This is a genomic window from Verrucosispora sp. CNZ293, from assembly GCF_002754655.1.
On record NZ_PEFR01000001.1, the window covers coordinates 2,664,650 to 2,682,235 of the forward strand.

Sequence of the window (17,586 nt, forward strand, 5' to 3'; positions counted from 1 at the left end):
CGTGCCGTCGCTCTGCGCTGTGAGGCTGGGGAAGTCATGCCTGGACGCTGGACCACCGCCGCCGTCTGCCTGCTCGCCCTCGTCGCGTTGGCCTGCGAGGCGGGCGGCGACGCGGCCCCCCGACCGTCGGGCGGCACGGGCCAGCCCGGCTCCCCCCGGGTCGTCGCCGCCCTCGGCGACTCGATCACCACCGGCTTCGGGTCGTGCCTGCTGCTCAGCTCATGCCAGCGCAACTCCTGGTCGACGGGGGACGGCCTGCGGGTGGAGAGCCACTACCGTCGCCTGCTCGACCGCAACCCGGCGCTGCGCGGCAAGGCGCACAACCACGCCCGGCCCGGGGCCCGGGCCGGGGCGCTGGCCGGGCAGGCGGAGGCCGCGGTACGCGACCGCGCCGACTACGTGACGGTGCTCGTCGGCGCCAACGACGCCTGCCGCGCCACGATCGACGCGATGACCCCGGTGGCCGAGTTCCGCGCCGAGATCGACAGGGGGCTGCGGGTGCTGCGCGAGGGGCGTCCGAAGGCCCGGGTCCTGGTCGTCAGCATCCCCAACCTGTACCGGCTCTGGGAGGTCGGCCATGACGAGCCCCGGGCGGTACGCGCCTGGCGACGGGGTGTCTGTCCGGCCCTGCTCGCTGACGCGACGTCCACCGCGCCCGCGGATCGGAGCCGCCGCGCGGCCTTCCGGGAACGGATCTCCGCGTACAACGGGCAGTTGAAGGCCGCCTGCCGGGCGTACGGCTCCCGATGCCGCTACGACGGCGGCGCCGCGCACCGGGTCCGGTTCGATCTTGATCTGGTCAACGCGCTCGACTACTTCCACCCCAACACCGCCGGTCAGTCCCGGCTCGCCGAGGTGACCTGGCGCTCCTCCGGCTACGCCGACTGATCACCGGGCTCATCGGGACGACGTGGCGACGGGATGTGCGGGCCGCTCTGCTGGCGGTAGAGCGCCCGGGAGCGGTCGGCCAGCTTCTTGGTGGCCGAGGAGTTGGCCCAGGTGCCGAGGATGATCGCCGCCCCGGGGACCACCTTGGCGAACATCCGTTTCGCCGCGCGTACCCCGGCCATCTGGGCGAGGCGTACCCCGAGGTGCAGCATCACCCGACCGAGCGGGGCCTGCCCACCGCCGCCGAACAGCGCGCCCGCCCGTTCCCGCCCGGCCGCCACGCCGAGCGCCACCCGGGCACTCGCCGCGACCTTGTGCACCTTCTGCAGCACGAGCAGATCGGTCGCCCGGTCGGCATGCGTCGGGTCGACGCCGTACGCGGCGGCGACGTGCAGGACCATGCGGGACTGGGTCCAGGCCAGCACACCCACGTCGATCACCGCGCCGGGCAGTCCGGCCGCACCGGAGACCGCACCGGAGAGCCGGGCCTGGTTGACGAACCGACGTACCGCCTGCTCGGCCAGGACCTCGGCGCTGATCCCGGGCTGGGCGGCGCGGATCCGCTGCGCCCACTGCGCGGCCTCCGGTCCGAGCCGGCGCACCGCCTCCAGGGCCAGATGTTCGGGAGCGTACTGCGGGTCCTGGCGCATCCGGTCCCAGAGCGTGGCCGGCGGTGCCTCGGCAACCCGGCCGCCCGGCGCGGGCGGGGCCGGGGTGACGGGCTGGCCCTCGGCGGGCACGGGATCGCTCATCACCTCTCCTCTCGGTGGGGCCCATCCATGTGTACCCCGCCGTGGCAACGGCGTACCGTCGGCCGATCAGCCGACGACGCCGGGCCGGGCGGACCGGCGCAACAGGAATGCACGAGGATGGCAGGTACGTTCTGGCGATCGGGTCACTGTCATTCCGGTGACCCGTTACGCACTTGCAGGGAGGCCGCACCGGTGCTCGACCCACACGAGCTCTACGAACTCACCGACGATCTGCCCGACCTCGGTCAACCGGTCCTGATCCAGGCGCTCACCGGTTTCGTCGACGCCGGTAACGCGAGCCGGCTCGCCCGTGAGCAGCTGCTCACATCGTTGGAGTCCCGCCCGATCGCCCGGTTCGACCTGGACCAGCTCTTCGACTACCGCTCCCGCCGTCCGGTGATGACCTTCGTCGAGGACCACTGGGAGAGCTACGACGACCCGGAGCTGGAGCTGCACCTGCTCCACGACGACGACGAGACCCCGTTCCTGCTGCTCACCGGGCCGGAGCCCGACCTTCAGTGGGAACGGTTCACCGCCGCCGTCGCCGGGCTCGCCGCCCGGCTGGACGTACGGCTCACCGTCGGGCTCAACGCGATCCCGATGGCGGTGCCGCACACCCGGCCGACAGGCGTGACCGCGCACGCCACCCGGCGTGACCTGATCGCCGGCTACGAACCGTGGCTGCAACGGGTCCAGGTTCCCGGCAGCGTGGGCCACCTGCTGGAGTTCCGCCTCGGCGAGGCCGGCCGGGACGCGCTCGGCTTCGCCGCGCACGTGCCGCACTACGTGGCGCAGGCCGAGTACCCGGCCGCCGCCGAGGTGCTGCTGGCGTCGGTGTCCCGCAGCACCGGGCTGCTGTTGCCCCGGGACGGGCTGCGCTCGGCCGCCGAGGTGGTGCGGGTGGAGATCGACAGGCAGGTCGCCCAGAGCGACGAGGCCACCACCCTGGTCCAAGCGCTTGAGGAGCAGTACGACGCGTACGCCCGGGGTCGGGGTGAGAAGAACCTGCTCGCCGCGGAGAACGGCCCCCTGCCCACGGCGGAGGAACTCGGCGCCGAGTTGGAGCGGTTCCTCGCCGAACAGACCCGCCCGAACAACGACACCCCGGGGAGCTGAGCGGAGCCCGTGTCCGCTGGAGCATCGCCCTGGTCCGGTCACTGGCGTCCGGTGCAGGCGTTCCTGCCACCACGCCTCCAGGTCGATCCCGCGAACGGTCGGGTGCTCGCCGAGGCCGTCGGCCGCACCTGACGCACCGGGGCCGCCCGGCGGCGTTCCCGGTGACCGAGGCCATCAGGGCCGCACGATTGGGCGGCGCAGTGGTGTCGACGCGGGTCTGCCGGCGGGTCTGCCGGCTGCCGCGGCACCGAACCGCGAGTGCCGATGCGCGCGGAGCCGGCCGCGATGGGGCAGGCTGGCATCATGCGCCTGGCGACGTGGAACGTGAACTCGGTGAAGGCCCGGCTGCCCCGGCTGCTCGACTGGCTGGCCGGCACCGCGCCGGACGTGGTCTGCCTCCAGGAGACCAAGTGCCCCGACGGCGCCTTCCCGGCGACCGAGGTCGGTGAGCTGGGGTACACGGTGGCCAGTCACAGCGACGGCCGCTGGAACGGGGTCGCCATCCTGTCCCGGGTCGGTCTGGCCGACGTCACCGTCGGGTTCCCCGGGGAGCCCGGCTTCCCCGACCCGGAGGCCCGGGCGATCTCGGCCACCTGCGGCGGGCTGCGGGTCTGGTCGGTGTACGTGCCGAACGGCCGCACGCCCGACGATCCGCACTACGCGTACAAGCTGGCCTGGCTGGCGGCGCTGCGGGACGCGTTGGACACCGAACTGACGAACCGCGCGCCGCTGGCCGTCTGCGGTGACTTCAACGTGGCCCCCACCGACGACGACGTGTGGGATGCGGCGTTGTTCGTCAACTCCACCCACGTCACCCCGCCCGAACGGGCCGCCCTGGCGGCGCTGCGCGATCTCGGCCTCAGCGACGTGGTGCCCACCCCGATGAAGGGCCCGCACCCGTTCACCTACTGGGACTACCGGGCCGGCATGTTCCACCAGAACAAGGGCATGCGCATCGATCTGGTGTACGCCTCGGCCCCGCTGGCCCGCGCCGTCCGGTCGGCGTACGTGGACCGGGAGGCCCGCAAGGGCAAGGGCCCCTCCGACCACGCCCCCGTCGTGGTCGACGCCGACCTGATCCCCGCCGTCGAGTCCTTCTGAGATCCACGTCGCGCCCGGCCACTGTCGCCTGTCGGATCGACGGCAGAACTGCGGAACCCAGGCGACACGCCCTGAACTGCGACAATACGCTGGGGTGGAGCGGTGCGTGAGATGCCGCTGACAGAACGTCCGCACGGCGAGGAGCACCCCGTGACCGACGAGATCCGACCCGCCGCCCTCACCCCACCGTCCAGTTGCGCCATCGGCTGGCAGCCCAGCGCCCTTGCCCCCGTCTTCTGGGGCTGGCGCGAGTACGGGCCGACCGACGGCGCACCCACCCGGGTGCGGGTGTTCCATCCGAGCATCGACCCCACCCCGAACACGGCGCAGTTGCTCAGCGGCTGCGGCAAGTACCCGTTGATCGTGTTCGCCCACGGCTACTGCGAGCAGGACAACAACCACTACCAGCGCTGGATGCGCACCCCGGCGGCGCTGGCCCGTTCCGGTTACATCGTCGCCGTACCCGAACTGCCTGACATCCACGTGCACCCGGCGCAGAGCCCCGACACGCAGCAGGCGCTCGCCAGTACCGTGACCTGGATGCGGCAGGGCTGGCCCGACAAGACCGTGCTGCTTCCCGCCGCGAAGACCGGACTCGCCGGCCATTCCTACGGCGCGCTGCACACCGGCATCCTCGCCACCCGCAGCCAGGTCGCCGCCGTCGCCTCGCTCAGCGGGGTGTGGAACGACTGGCAGCCCGGCTACGGCACCAAGCCCATCCACCAGGGCACCATGCCCCGCCTGCTGACCTGGGGAGTCGACGACCCCCATGCCACCCTCGACGCCCCCACCTGGAACGCCATCGCCAAACCCCGGCACCGGGCCATCTACGGTGGGGCCGACCACTACGACTACTTCCCGTACAACCAGAATGTGCCCTGCCGGACGAGCAGCGGGCCCTGCCCGCACGTCGGCATCGCCACCGACGACCTGCTCGTCATGTTCTTCGCCAGGTACCTGCCGCCGGAACTGTGGCCCGATTTGCCCGGCCGTATCCCCAACAACCTCGTCCCGCCGCCGCTGAACCTCCCTCCGGAGCAGGGCTTCTACGCCGGCGGCCACCTCGTCGGCCTGTCCACTTTCAACGCCACCTCCTCGTGCAGTGTCGCCCTCACCGTGGAGCTGCCGCTGGACAAGACCGTCCCGCACGTCCGCGAGCTGCTGCGCCAGCAGGCCGACCAGGCCGTACGGGCCGCCGGCCTGGTGCCCGTGTTCACCGGGTCGACAAGTCCGACGGCGTGGGTGGCGAGCCAGTCGCCGGTGGGTGGGACGAAGGTGGTCGCGAACAGCACGGTCTCGATGACCATGCAGTCCGGCCCGCTCCCGTGACACCGACGCGTCGAGCAGCGCCGTCACCTCGCGGGTGACGGCGCTGCCGGGACCGGTGACCTCGGTACCGCGGCCACGATTCTCGGCGGTGGTCGCCGTACTAGGGTGAGGCCATGGCAGTCGTGAAGATCAACGCGATCGACGTCCCACCCGGTGCCGGCGAGGAGTTGGAGAAGCGCTTCGCCGCCCGGGCCCGCGCGGTGGAGAACTCCCCCGGTTTCCTCGGCTTCGAACTTCTGCGCCCGGTGGCCGGTGAGAACCGCTACTTCGTCTACACCCGGTGGGAGACCGAACAGGCGTACCAGGACTGGGCCGCCGGCCCCGCCCGCGCCGCCCACGCCGCCCCGCCCGGTGCCGAGCGGCGGCCCCCGGTCGCCTCCGGCGCCACCCTCCTGGAGTTCGAGGTCGTGCAACAGGTCCCCTGACCGACCGCCCGTTCACCGCTGCCGGCGCGGAGCAGGGGCGGCGGGTACGTCAGGCGGGCCGGGTGGTGGTGAGGGTGGCGAAGGCGATGACGTTGTCGGCGTAGCCGGTGCCCCCGCCGAGCCACTCGCCGCCGCAGGTGATCAGCCGCAGGCCGGGCGGGCCCTCGTGGCCGTAGACCCGGTCGGCGGGCAGCCGTTCCTTCGGGAAGTGTTCCACCGAGTTGACGGTGAACACGGCCACCGAGTCGTCCTCCCGGGCCACCTCGACGGTGTCTCCCACCTTCAGCCTGCCCAGGTCGTAGAAGACCGACGGGCCGCTCTTGGTGTCGACGTGCCCGACGATGACCGCCGGACCCGGGTCACCCGGCGCGGGCCCACGGTCGTACCACCCGGTTTCCTCGTGCCGACTCAGCGGCGGCACGGCGATCGAGCCGTCCGGTGCGTCGCCTACCGGTTTCACCGGTGCCGAGACCTCTATCGACGGGATGGACAGGCTCACCGGCCGCGCGGCGGTGCGCCCGACGGGTACCGTCGACGCTCCGCTGGAGCCCCCTTCACCACCTGTGGTTGCCCAGTCCAGCGGTCCTCCGACGGTGTGCCCCAGCCCGGCGCCGGTGGCGAAGACGCCGGCCAGCACGAGCACCACCGCGAGCGGCAGCGACCACGGGCTGCGCCCGGAGCGCGCCGCGCGAGGCCCGGCCGCGCTCCGGGGGGCACGGCGTCGATCGGCGAACGGCGCCGAGGCGCGAGCACGGCGCGAACCGATGCCCGGCCCGGCAACCCGGCCGCGCGGACTCCGCACCGAGTCGGGGCCCACCGACCGGTCACCGTCACGCGACAGGTGACCGGGGCCCGAGCGGTCGCCGTTTCGGGGCATGGTGCCGGATTCCGAACGGTCGCCGGGGACCGGTGGCGGGCCGGCCGAGGGTACGAACAGGTCTGGTCGATAGCTGGGGCGGGGCGGGCTACCGGCGGGGCGGGCCGGTAGGCCGGCACCGGTTCGCGGGGTGGCCCGGCCGACGCCGGTGCGTCCAGGCGTACCGGCCGAGCCGGTGGGGCGGGGTGCGTGGGCGGCGGACATGACGGCTCACCGTCGGGTACCGCGACGGCGCGTCGCGGTGACCCAGAGGACCATCCCGGTGACGGTCAACGCCAGCCCGCCAGGGAGCAGCAGGTTGGAGGTGACGGCACCGGCGCTACCGCCGAAGCCGGTCGCCGGGCCCCGGCTGGGCTTCATGTGACGTACGACCTGGATCATGGTGGAGGCGGTCTCACCGCCCCGGCACTCCAGCTTGACCCGGTAGTTGCCGGGGAGCACCCGGTCCTTCACCATTGCTGTCCCGGTGAGCAGGCCGCGCTGGGGCTGCACGGCGACCCGGCCGAACGCGTCCGAGACGACGATCGCCCCCACCGAGTTGTCGTGGCAGCTGGCCCGGAGGCCGACCAGGTGGCCCGGTTCGACAATGCTCGGCGAGACCTCGACGAACACGGTCGGGCCCGGCTGCGGCGCGCCCTGCGGCGGACCTGGCTGCCCACCGCCGGGTTGCCCGGCGACGACCGGCGCGACGGCGGTCAGCGCGGAAGCCACCGACTCCGCCCCGGCCGGCGGGGGTGCCGCGCTGACCGGCGGGGGTGCCGCCAGGGCCGGCGCCGCCGTCAGCAGCGGGGTGGCCAGGGCGACAGCGAGCAGCGGCGCGAAGGCCACGAGGGTACGCAGCGGAGCAGCGGACAGGGCCTGACGAGTCTGGGTCGCTGCTGACACGATGCCCCCTCCCGGTGCGCCGGTGCGGTAGCCGGGCGCTGCCGGACACCCGGTACTGCTTCCACCGATGATGTTCTCACCACCGGGCGTACATCACATCCGGTCCGGCGCGGCGCTCGCGTAGGCTCGGTTGGTGGTGACCTCCACCGACCCGACTCCCGCCGCCGCGCCGTACCTGGCGCGGGCGATCCGCACCTACCACCCACGGCGCGGCCGGATGAGTGGCCGGCAGGTGGCGGCGTTGGAGCAGCTCTGGCCGAGGTACGGCCTGCGCGTCGCCGACGCCGACCCGTTCGACCCCGTCGGCCTCTTCGGCCGCCGGGCCCCGCTGGTGGTCGAGATCGGTTCCGGCATGGGCGACGCGACCGCCGAGATGGCCGCCGCCGACCCGGATCGAGATTATCTGGCGGTCGAGGTGCACACCCCGGGAATCGCGAACCTGCTGGACCTGATCCACCTTCGTGACCTGGGCAATGTCCGGATCGTCGAGGGCGACGCGATGGAGCTGCTCGATCTGCTGCCGCCCGCCTCGCTGGACGCGGTACACATCTTCTTCCCGGACCCGTGGCCGAAGTCCCGTCACCACAAGCGGCGACTGATCCAGCCGACGCACGTCGCCCGGTTGCGTGCCCGGTTGGCGGTCGGCGGCACGCTGCACTGCGCCACCGACTGGGCGGAGTACGCCGAGTCGATGCGGGCCACCCTGGACGCCGACCCGGGCCTGGTCAACGCGTACGACGGGTACGCTCCCCGGCCGGCGTACCGGCCGGTGACCCGGTTCGAACGGCGGGCGCTGCGGGCCGGCCGCCCGGTCGCCGACCTGGTCTACCGCCGCCGCTGAGGTGGCACGTCGCCGGCCGACCGGCGCGCGCCAACCGCCCGGCCCTGCCCGGCTGGCGTCCATGACCGCTGCCCGGCCCTCCCCGGTTGGCGTCCCGGCGCGTGACCCAGGCACCATGGACCGGCCATGACACTCACCGCCGCGCTGCCGAAGACCGCCGACCCCGACACCCTCTACGACGCGTTCGCCAGTTGGGCGTCCGAGCGCGGCCTGGACCTCTACCCCCACCAGGAGGAGGCGGTCATCGAGATCGTCTCCGGGGCCAACGTGATCATGAATACGCCGACCGGCTCGGGTAAGAGTCTGGTCGCCATCGCCGCGCACTTCGCCGCCCTGGCCGACAGCCGGACGACCTTCTACACCGCGCCGATCAAGGCGCTGGTGTCGGAGAAGTTCTTCGCGCTGTGCGAGGTCTTCGGCGCCGAGAACGTCGGCATGCTCACCGGCGACGCCAGCGTCAACGCCGACGCCCCGATCATCTGCTGCACCGCGGAGATCCTGGCCAACCTGGCGCTGCGCGAGGGCAGCCGGGCCGACGTCGGTCAGGTGATCATGGACGAGTTCCACTTCTACGCCGAGCCGGACCGGGGCTGGGCCTGGCAGGTGCCGTTGATCGAGCTGCCGCAGGCGCAGTTCGTGCTGATGTCGGCGACGCTCGGCGACACCACCCGGTTCGTCGACGACCTGAGCCGGCGTACCGGCCGGGCGACAGCCGTCGTGCGCACGGCCGAGCGGCCGGTCCCGCTGCTCTTCTCGTACGCGATGACACCGCTGCACGAGACCCTCGAAGAACTGCTGGAGACCAAGCAGGCCCCGGTGTACGTGGTGCACTTCACCCAGGCCGCCGCCCTGGAACGCGCCCAGGCGCTGATGAGCGTCAACGTCTGCACCCGGGCCGAGAAGGACATGATCGCGGCGGCGATCGGCGGGTTCCGGTTCACCTCCGGCTTCGGCAAGACCCTGTCCCGACTGGTCCGGCACGGCATCGGCGTGCACCACGCCGGGATGCTGCCCAAGTACCGCCGGCTGGTGGAGACCCTCGCCCAGGCCGGACTGCTCAAGGTCATCTGCGGTACCGACACCCTCGGCGTCGGCATCAACGTGCCGATCCGCACCGTGCTGTTCACCGGCCTGTCCAAGTACGACGGGGTACGCACCCGGCTGCTCAAGGCCCGCGAGTTCCACCAGATCGCCGGACGGGCCGGACGGGCCGGGTTCGACACCCTCGGCCGGGTCGTGGTGCAGGCCCCCGAACACGTCATCGACAACGAGAAGGCCCTCGCCAAGGCCGGTGACGACCCGAAGAAGCGGCGCAAGGTGGTGCGCAAGAAGCCGCCGGAGGGTTCGATCGGCTGGGGCAAACCCACATTCGACCGCCTGGTGGAGGCCGAACCGGAACCGCTGACCTCCAGCTTCCAGGTCAGCCACTCGATGCTGCTCAACGTCATCGGCCGCCCCGGCGACGCGTTCGCGGCCATGCGGCACCTGCTGACCGACAACCACGAGGACGCGGCGGCCCAGCGTCGGCACATCCGCCGGGCCATCGCCATCTACCGGGCGTTGCGGGCCGGCGGGGTGGTCGAGGAACTGCCCGAGCCGGACGAGACCGGGCGGCGGGTCCGGCTCACCGTCGACCTGCAACTCGACTTCGCGCTCAACCAGCCGCTGTCACCGCTCGCGCTGGCCACCATCGAACTGCTGGACAGCGAATCTCCGTCGTACGCCCTGGATGTGCTGTCGGTGATCGAGTCGATCCTCGACGACCCACGCCAGGTGCTCTCCGCGCAGCAGTTCAAGGCCCGTGGCGAGGCGGTCGCCGCGATGAAGGCCGAGGGCATCGAGTACGAGGCCCGCCTCGAACTGCTCGACGAGGTGACCTGGCCCAAGCCGCTCGCCGAACTGCTGGAGAACGCCTACGAGATGTACCGGCGGGGACACCCCTGGGTGGCCGACCACCAGCTCTCCCCCAAGTCCGTGGTGCGGGACATGTACGAGCGGGCGATGACCTTCACCGAGTTCGTGCAGTTCTACGGGCTGACCCGCTCGGAGGGTCTGGTGCTGCGCTACCTCGCCGACGCGTACAAGACGCTGCGGCAGACGGTGCCGGAGGAGGCCAAGACCGAGGAACTCGTCGACCTGATCGAATGGCTCGGCGAGCTGGTCCGCCAGGTCGACTCCAGCCTCATCGACGAGTGGGAACGGCTGCGCAACCCGACCGACCTGCCCGAGGTCGCCGCCGCGCTGGACGACCGGCCGGCGGCGGTGACCCGCAACCTGCGGGCGTTCCGGGTGCTGGTGCGCAACGCCCTGTTCCGGCGGGTCGAGCTGGCCGCGCTACGGCAGTGGGACGCGCTTGGCGAATTGGACGCGGAATCGGGCTGGCACGCCGACGCCTGGGCCGACGCGCTGGAGCCCTACTTCGAGTCGTACGACGGGATCGGGACCGGACCGGACGCCCGCGGCCCGGCGCTGCTGATGATCGAGCAGGGTCGGGAACGTTGGACGGTGCGGCAGATTCTGGACGACCCGGAGGGTGACCACGACTGGGGCATAAGCGCCGAGGTGGACCTGGCCGCCTCCGACGAGGCGGGCGCCGCCGTCGTGCGGATCACCGACGTCGGGCAGCTCTGAAAATTTTCCTACGGGGGCCGTCCGGGATGCCCGGGCGGCCCCTTTCGTACCCTGGGCGATGTCAGGGTCGTCGATTAGAATGTATGTACTAATCGAGTTCCTGACCTGGGAGGATGCTCGTGACCGCGCCCATCTCCGCCCCCCTCACGCCGTACGCAACCCTCCTCGGTTTCACCCGGTACGTCGACCGCACCGGCCCGACCAAGGCCAGCTTCGTCGGCGGCCTGCGTCGACAGCGGGCCAGCCGTTCCGGGTTCAACCCGCACGGCCAGTTCGTCAAGGCGCTCAAGGCCGACATCGCCTTCCACACCGGCGGCACCCACCTGGCGCAGGTGGTCGACGTGGTCAAGCCCCGCTGGCGCCCGCTCTACCAGGCGCTCGTGCCCGGCGCGACGGCGTGGCTGCACTCGCTCGGCGAGCCCGCCAGCGTCGACCTCGCCCAGACCCGCGACGCACTGGCCATGCTCGGCGACCTACCCATCAAGATCAACCCCCACTTCGGCATCCGGTACGCCGACGGCCGCGCCGAGGCGGTCCGCCTGCACTTCGACGAGGCCCCGCCCAGCGAGGAAGCGCTGCTGGCCGCCCTGCACCTGACCGCCCGCCACATGGACGCCGTCCTGCCGCACGCCGAGCCGGTCCTTGTCGACGTACGCCGGGGCATCACCCACCGGATGCCCGACGGCGCCAAGGCCGACGAAATCGAACGTTGGCTCGCCGGCGAGGCCGCCGCCTTCCGCGCCATCTGGTCCGCCGCCGCTTAGCGACCACCGGCCGTGGCCGGATGTCCGGTGGGCGAGGCGGGACTGTCCCATCCAGACCTCTCGACCTTCCGACCCGGCCGCTCCGGGCCCTGACACCCGGCCAGCACCTGGGCCCAGCCACCCCGGCTCGGGCCCAGGTGCGGCCCTCCACCACCGGTCCGCCCACCGCGCCGCGCGGTCACGTCGCCCCGGCCCGCCCGCCGCGTTCCGAAGTTATCCACAGGGGCAGCGACGTCCGTCCCCTCTCGTCCAAGGTGGGGCCATGCCCGTGCCACCGAGGCGGCCCCCACAGTTGCGGGGGCGCATCTTCCGAGGATCCGAGATCGTCGCCCGCGGCTTGCTCACCCGCACCGAGCTGCGCAGCAAAGCCTGGCGGCAACTCTTTCGGGATGTCTACGCCGACTCCCACCTGGCGATGTCGCACCGCACGCGTTGCCGGGCGGCGGCACGACTGCTGCTTCCCGGAGGTGCCGCGGTGGCAGGCCGTAGCGCCGCGGCACTGTTCGGCGCCCGAGGCGTCGACACCGACGATCCTGTCGATGTGCTCGTCCCGACAGGTCAACGGTTCGGCCCGGTCTCAGGTCTCGTGGTGCACACAGCCGAGCTGGGCCGCGACGAGATCATGCTGCACGACAACGTCCCGGTGACCAGCCCTCAGCGCACCTGCTGGGATCTTGCGCAGTGGTGCCCGATCGAGGAGGCGGTGGCGACCGTGGACCAGCTCGCCGCCCGAGGCGTGGTGCTCCTCGACGAGGTCGCGGCATTCGCCCGCCGCCGGGTCGGCCTTCGCGGCTGGCGGCGGTTGCTACGGGTGGTCGAGCTCGCCGACGCCGGGGCGGAGTCCATCCCCGAGTCCCGGCTACGGGTACGCATCATGTTGGCCGGGCTGCCCAGGCCGGTGACCCAGTTCGTGGTAACACGCCGGGGCAGGTTCGTCGCCCGGGTCGACCTGGCCTGGCCGGAGTTGCGGGTGGCCGTCGAGTACGACGGGCTCTGGCATGACGACCCTGAACAGTTCCACCGTGACCGGCGACGTCTCAACCGGATCCTCGGCGAGGACTGGATCGTCCTGCACGTCACCGCGAAGCGCATGCGCGACGACATCGACGGCTTCCTCACCGAGCTCCGCCACGCCCTGGCCCACCGCGCACGCTGACCCTCCCTCCGCCCTCAAGATCCGAGCAACTTCGGGCGTGTTGCTGCCTCAGGTATCGGCGGAGGCAGCAACATCCGGGAAGTTGCTCGGATCATGATTCGCCTGGCTGTGGCAGGTCGGCGAGGGGCAGCACCTTTGGGTTCTCGGGCGGACCGACGATGACGCGTAACGCGGGGAAATGGTCGAGCAGTAGGTGGCTGCAGGCGGCGCAGGGGGTGACGATCGACCGGCCCCGGTCGCCGACCGTGACGACCGTCTCCAGCTCACCCACGCCCTGCGTGGCGGCGGTGCCGACCGCGATCGTCTCAGGGCACGCTCCGCCGACCGCGTGCACCACATTGACGGCGGAGGTCACCCGGCCGTCAGCGGTCCGGGCCGCCGTCGCGAGAGTGTGGGCTGCGCTGCGGCAACGCAGTTTCGCCACCGCGCTGGCAGCCTGCACCAGTGCCCGGTCAGTGTCCCGCATCATCATCGGCGTCCCCGCGTTCCGCTCCCAGCTCGGCGCCCAACGATAGACCTCCGCCCCGCTGGTGCCACCACAGCGCGGCCAGCCTCGGGCCACCCACCACCGCGCGCCCGACCAGGCCCGGAGGCCACATCACGACCAGCCCCAACCCGGCCAGCCCAGCCCGACCGGAGCAGGCCCGGAGCGGGGCCCGGGTAACCAGGAGGCGGACCGGGCAGCGGCTGCCTATCCTTGGCCACGACATGCAGAATCCAGCCTCACCCGCCGCGACCGATCCCGTTCGGGAGTTGCAGCGTCGCCTGTCCCCGCTGATGTTCCGCGACCAGCGTCACCTGCGCCGTCGGCTCGACGGGCTGCGGAAGCTACGCGACCCGAGGCGACGCGAATCGGTGCTGGCGGAGATTGTCGCCGAGACGGCCGCGGCGGAGGTCCGGCTGGAGCGGCGGAAAGCGGCGGTCCCGAAGATCGTCTACCCGGCCAGTCTGCCGGTCAGCGAGCGCAAGGATGACATCGCCGCGGCGATCCGCGACCACCAGGTGGTGATCGTGGCGGGTGAGACCGGCTCGGGAAAGACCACCCAGTTACCGAAGATCTGCCTGGAGCTGGGGCGCGGGGTGCACGGGCTGATCGGCCACACCCAGCCCCGGCGGCTGGCCGCGCGTACGGTGGCCGACCGGATCGCCGAGGAGTTGGGGACCGAACTCGGTGACGTGGTCGGCTACAAGGTGCGCTTCACCGATCAGGTGGGCGAGAACAGCCTGGTCAAGCTGATGACCGACGGCATCCTGCTGGCCGAGTTACAGACCGACCGGATGCTGCGCCAGTACGACACGTTGATCATCGACGAGGCGCACGAGCGCAGCCTCAACATCGACTTCATTCTCGGGTACCTCAGGCAGCTCCTGCCCCGCCGTCCCGACCTCAAGGTGGTCATCACCTCGGCGACCATCGAGACCGACAGGTTCGCCCGGCACTTCGCCGGGCCACCGACCGCCGAGCAGCCCGACGGCGAGCCGGCGCCGGTGGTGGAGGTCTCCGGCCGGACCTATCCGGTGGAGGTGCGCTACCGGCCGCTCGTCGAGGTCGCCGACGGCGACGAGGAGGACGCCGACGAGGAGAACGTCCGCGATCAGATCCAGGCGATCGGGGACGCCGTCGAGGAGTTGGCCGCCGAGGGGCCGGGCGACATCCTGGTCTTCCTCAGCGGCGAGCGGGAGATCCGGGACACCGCCGAGGCGCTGGGCAAGCTGGTGCAGAACAAGCGGTCGCTGCTCGGCACCGAGATTCTGCCGCTGTACGCCCGGCTCAGCGTCGCCGAGCAGCACCGGGTCTTCGCCCCGCACGCTGGCCGCCGGGTGGTGCTGGCCACGAACGTCGCGGAGACCTCGCTGACCGTGCCCGGCATCAAGTACGTGGTGGATCCCGGCACCGCCCGGATCTCCCGCTACTCGCAGCGGCTGAAGGTGCAGCGGCTGCCGATCGAGCCGGTCTCCCAGGCCAGCGCCAACCAGCGCAAGGGTCGCTGCGGGCGTACCTCGGACGGCATCTGCATCCGACTCTACGACGAGCAGGACTTCGACTCCCGCCCCGAGTTCACCGACCCGGAGATCCTGCGGACCAACCTGGCCTCGGTCATCCTCCAGATGACCGCCATCGGCCTGGGCGACATCGCCGCGTTCCCGTTCATCGACCCGCCGGACCGCCGCAACGTCACCGACGGCGTGAACCTGCTGCACGAGCTGGGTGCCATCGACCCGGCCGAGACCGAGCCGACGAAACGGCTCACCACCCTCGGCCGGCGGCTGGCCCAGCTGCCGGTCGACCCCCGGCTGGCCCGGATGGTGCTGGAAGGCGAACGCAACGGCTGTGCCACCGAGGTGATGGTGATCGCCGCGGCCCTGTCGATCCAGGATCCGCGCGAACGGCCGGCGGACAAGCAGGCCCAGGCCGACCAGGCGCACGCCCGGTTCGCCGACGCCGAGTCCGACTTCGTCGCGTACCTCAATCTGTGGCGGTACCTGCGGGAGCAGCAGCGGGCGCTCTCGTCCAGCGCGTTTCGGCGGATGTGTCGGGCCGAGTACCTCAACTACCTGCGGGTCCGCGAGTGGCAGGACATCGTCAGCCAGTTGCGGCAGGTCCTGCGTACGCCCGAGGGGGATGGCCGGGGACGCGGCCGGCGGGGCGGCGCGGACGCTGCGCCCGACGGCGGCGGCGGACGGCGTCAGGCCGGCGCGGACCTGCCGGAGGAGATCGACACACCGACGGTGCATCAGTCGCTGCTGCCCGGCCTGCTGTCGCACATCGGCCTCAAGGACGCGCAGAAGCACGAGTACCTGGGTGCGCGCGGGGCGAAGTTCGCCCTGTTCCCGGGCTCGGCGCTGTTCCGCAAACCGCCTCGCTGGGTGATGGCCGCCGAGCTGGTGGAGACCTCCCGGCTGTGGGGGCGGGTGAACGGGCGGATCGAACCGGAGTGGGTCGAGCCGCTCGCCCAGCACCTGGTCAAGCGCAGCTACAGCGAGCCGCACTGGGAGAAGAAGCAGGCGGCGGTGATGGCGTACGAGAAGGTCACCCTCTTCGGCGTCCCGCTCGTCACCTCCCGGAAGGTCAACTTCGGTCGGATCGACCCGACGTTGAGCCGGGAGCTGTTCATCCGGCACGCACTCGTCGAGGGCGACTGGTCCACCCACCACCAGTTCTGGCGGGACAACCAGCGGCTGCTGACCGAGGTGGAGGAGTTGGAGAACCGCGCCCGGCGGCGCGACATCCTGGTCGACGACGAGACCATCTTCCAGTTCTACGACGAGCGGATCCCGGCCGAGGTGGTATCCGGGCGGCACTTCGACAGCTGGTGGAAGACGACCCGGCGGGAGCGGCCCGAGCTGCTCACCTTCACCCGGGAGCTGCTTGTCAACGCGGGCCGGGGCGGGCTGGACGAGGCCGACTACCCCGACGAGTGGCGGGCCGAGGGAGTGGCGCTGCCGCTGACGTACACGTTCGACCCGGGTACCCCGACCGACGGGGTGACCGTGGACATCCCGCTGCCGTTGCTCAACCAGATGCCCGCCGAGAGCTTCGACTGGCAGGTGCCGGGGCTGCGCGAGGAACTGGTGGTGGCGCTGATCCGGTCGCTGCCGAAGCCGGTCCGGCGCAACTTCGTACCGGTTCCCGACTACGCCCGCGCCGCGCTGGCCGCGATCACGCCGGGTGAGGAGCCGCTGCTGGACGCGTTGACCCGGCAGCTACGGCGGATGACCGGGGTGAGCGTGCCGAGGGACGCCTGGGATCTGAGCAGGCTGCCGCCGCACCTGCGGGTCACCTTCCGGGTGCTCGGCGACGACGACAAACCGGTCGCCGAGGGCAAGGACCTGCCGGCCCTGCAACGTCAGCTCAAGGCGAAGGTACGCCAGGTGGTGGCCGCCGCCGCGCCGGAGGTGGCCCGCACCGGGCTGACCGGCTGGGAGATCGGCACCCTGCCGCGCACCATCGAGCAGGTACGGGCCGGGTACGCGGTGACCGCCTACCCGGCGCTTGTGGACGAGGGCGCCACGGTCGGCGTGAAGGTGTTCGACTCACCGGCCGAGCAGGAGGCCGCCCACTGGGCGGGTACCCGGCGGCTGCTGCGGCTGACCGTGCCGTCACCGGCGAAGTTCCTTCAGGGGCGGCTGACGAACGAGGCGAAGCTGGCGTTGTCCCGCAACCCGCACGGCGGGGTGCAGGCGTTGATCGAGGACGCGGCCGGCGCGGCGATCGACAAGCTGGTCATCGAGGCGGGCGGGCCGGCCTGGGACGAAGCGGGCTTCACCGCGCTGCGCGAGAAGGTCCGGGCCGAGCTGGTGGACACCGTGGTGGCGGTGATGGACCGGGTCCGGGCGGTGCTCGCCACCGCGTACGCGGTGCAGCAGCGCCTCGGCGCGACCAGGAACCTGGCCGTGGTGGCCGCCCTGGCCGACATCCGCAACCAGCTCACCGGGTTGGTGCACGCCGGCTTCATCACCGAGGCCGGGTACGCCCGGCTGCCCGACCTGCTGCGCTACCTGACCGCGATCGAGCGTCGGCTGGACCGGCTGCCGAGCAACCCGGCGCGGGACAAGCAGCAGCAGGACCGCGTCGCGGTGGTGCAGCGGGAGTACGACGAACTGCTGGCCGCGCTCCCCCCGGCGAAACGCTCGTCGGAGGCGGTGCGCCAGATCCGCTGGATGATCGAGGAGCTACGGGTCAGCATCTTCGCCCAGGCCCTCGGCACCCCCTACCCCGTCTCCGAGCAACGCATCTACCGCGCCATGGACAACGCCGAAACCCCCTAACCCCCACCCCCACCCCCTCGCCCTCGCCCCCGCCCCCGCCCTCGCCCTCGC

15 protein-coding genes are annotated in these 17,586 nt (G+C 72.0%); 11 read left to right on the forward strand and 4 right to left on the reverse strand.

Features of this window, described 5'->3' with window-relative positions:
• Positions 1–36: 36 nt before the first annotated feature.
• On the forward strand, positions 37–888 hold the full coding sequence (locus CLT74_RS12155) for a GDSL-type esterase/lipase family protein (RefSeq protein ID WP_099846623.1): 852 nt from the start codon (positions 37–39) through the stop codon (positions 886–888).
• Here CLT74_RS12155 and CLT74_RS12160 read toward each other — a convergent pair.
• The gene (locus CLT74_RS12160) at positions 876–1,640 is read right to left on the reverse strand and encodes an EcsC family protein (RefSeq protein WP_099846624.1); all 765 of its coding nucleotides are present in this window, start codon (positions 1,638–1,640) and stop codon (positions 876–878) included. The genes CLT74_RS12155 and CLT74_RS12160 overlap by 13 nt on opposite strands.
• Positions 1,641–1,832: 192 nt before the next feature.
• On the opposite strand from CLT74_RS12160, the gene CLT74_RS12165 reads away from it, so the two are divergent.
• From CLT74_RS12165 to CLT74_RS12180, 5 genes are all read left to right on the forward strand, one after another.
• Entirely contained in the window at positions 1,833–2,756 is a 924-nt protein-coding gene (locus tag CLT74_RS12165; RefSeq protein WP_099846625.1) for a PAC2 family protein, read from the forward strand.
• A 9-nt stretch (positions 2,757–2,765) separates the two neighbouring features.
• Positions 2,766–2,888, forward strand: coding sequence for a hypothetical protein (locus tag CLT74_RS31320; RefSeq protein ID WP_486582268.1), 123 nt, complete (start codon positions 2,766–2,768; stop codon positions 2,886–2,888).
• 171 nt (positions 2,889–3,059) lie between these two features.
• Positions 3,060–3,857 (forward strand): exodeoxyribonuclease III, encoded by a 798-nt coding sequence (locus CLT74_RS12170; protein ID WP_099851855.1) that lies wholly within the window; start codon positions 3,060–3,062, stop codon positions 3,855–3,857.
• A 150-nt stretch (positions 3,858–4,007) separates the two neighbouring features.
• On the forward strand, positions 4,008–5,186 hold the full coding sequence (locus CLT74_RS12175; protein WP_158240243.1) for a PASTA domain-containing protein: 1,179 nt from the start codon (positions 4,008–4,010) through the stop codon (positions 5,184–5,186).
• Between the two features lie 113 nt (positions 5,187–5,299).
• Positions 5,300–5,611, forward strand: a complete 312-nt coding sequence (locus CLT74_RS12180) for an antibiotic biosynthesis monooxygenase family protein (protein WP_099846627.1) — start codon at positions 5,300–5,302, stop codon at positions 5,609–5,611.
• Between the two features lie 49 nt (positions 5,612–5,660).
• Here CLT74_RS12180 and CLT74_RS12185 read toward each other — a convergent pair whose 3' ends face one another.
• Positions 5,661–6,377, reverse strand: a complete 717-nt coding sequence (locus CLT74_RS12185; RefSeq protein WP_486582722.1) for a class F sortase — start codon at positions 6,375–6,377, stop codon at positions 5,661–5,663.
• 321 nt (positions 6,378–6,698) lie between these two features.
• Positions 6,699–7,328: a hypothetical protein gene (locus CLT74_RS12190; RefSeq protein ID WP_486582723.1), complete on the reverse strand. Its 630-nt coding sequence runs from the start codon at positions 7,326–7,328 to the stop codon at positions 6,699–6,701.
• A 181-nt stretch (positions 7,329–7,509) separates the two neighbouring features.
• Between CLT74_RS12190 and trmB the strand changes: the two genes are divergently transcribed.
• The 4 genes from trmB to CLT74_RS12210 all read left to right on the forward strand — a co-directional run bounded on the left by trmB (position 7,510) and on the right by CLT74_RS12210 (position 12,765).
• On the forward strand, positions 7,510–8,214 hold the full coding sequence (gene trmB, locus CLT74_RS12195; RefSeq protein WP_099846630.1) for a tRNA (guanosine(46)-N7)-methyltransferase TrmB: 705 nt from the start codon (positions 7,510–7,512) through the stop codon (positions 8,212–8,214).
• A 126-nt stretch (positions 8,215–8,340) separates the two neighbouring features.
• Positions 8,341–10,845 (forward strand): DEAD/DEAH box helicase, encoded by a 2,505-nt coding sequence (locus CLT74_RS12200; RefSeq protein WP_099846631.1) that lies wholly within the window; start codon positions 8,341–8,343, stop codon positions 10,843–10,845.
• A 119-nt stretch (positions 10,846–10,964) separates the two neighbouring features.
• On the forward strand, positions 10,965–11,609 hold the full coding sequence (locus CLT74_RS12205; RefSeq protein WP_099851857.1) for a hypothetical protein: 645 nt from the start codon (positions 10,965–10,967) through the stop codon (positions 11,607–11,609).
• A gap of 262 nt (positions 11,610–11,871) precedes the next feature.
• Complete coding sequence (locus tag CLT74_RS12210; protein ID WP_099846632.1) at positions 11,872–12,765, forward strand: hypothetical protein; 894 nt, start codon at positions 11,872–11,874, stop codon at positions 12,763–12,765.
• 91 nt (positions 12,766–12,856) lie between these two features.
• Here CLT74_RS12210 and CLT74_RS12215 read toward each other — a convergent pair whose 3' ends face one another.
• On the reverse strand, positions 12,857–13,237 hold the full coding sequence (locus CLT74_RS12215; RefSeq protein WP_099846633.1) for a hypothetical protein: 381 nt from the start codon (positions 13,235–13,237) through the stop codon (positions 12,857–12,859).
• Between the two features lie 236 nt (positions 13,238–13,473).
• Here CLT74_RS12215 and hrpA point away from each other — a divergent pair, with 236 nt between their 5' ends.
• Positions 13,474–17,535: an ATP-dependent RNA helicase HrpA gene (gene hrpA, locus CLT74_RS12220; RefSeq protein WP_099846634.1), complete on the forward strand. Its 4,062-nt coding sequence runs from the start codon at positions 13,474–13,476 to the stop codon at positions 17,533–17,535.
• Positions 17,536–17,586 lie beyond the last annotated feature (51 nt).

What these genes read in the sequence shown, in the direction of transcription:
- CLT74_RS12155 (WP_099846623.1), top strand. Translation starts at nt 37, where the DNA reads ATGCCTGGACGCTGGACCACCGCCGCCGTCTGCCTGCTCGCCCTCGTC.
- CLT74_RS12160 (WP_099846624.1), bottom strand. Translation starts at nt 1,640, where the DNA reads ATGAGCGATCCCGTGCCCGCCGAGGGCCAGCCCGTCACCCCGGCCCCG.
- CLT74_RS12170 (WP_099851855.1), top strand. Translation starts at nt 3,060, where the DNA reads ATGCGCCTGGCGACGTGGAACGTGAACTCGGTGAAGGCCCGGCTGCCC.
- CLT74_RS12180 (WP_099846627.1), top strand. Translation starts at nt 5,300, where the DNA reads ATGGCAGTCGTGAAGATCAACGCGATCGACGTCCCACCCGGTGCCGGC.
- CLT74_RS12200 (WP_099846631.1), top strand. Translation starts at nt 8,341, where the DNA reads ATGACACTCACCGCCGCGCTGCCGAAGACCGCCGACCCCGACACCCTC.
- CLT74_RS12210 (WP_099846632.1), top strand. Translation starts at nt 11,872, where the DNA reads ATGCCCGTGCCACCGAGGCGGCCCCCACAGTTGCGGGGGCGCATCTTC.
- CLT74_RS12215 (WP_099846633.1), bottom strand. Translation starts at nt 13,237, where the DNA reads ATGATGATGCGGGACACTGACCGGGCACTGGTGCAGGCTGCCAGCGCG.
- hrpA (WP_099846634.1), top strand. Translation starts at nt 13,474, where the DNA reads ATGCAGAATCCAGCCTCACCCGCCGCGACCGATCCCGTTCGGGAGTTG.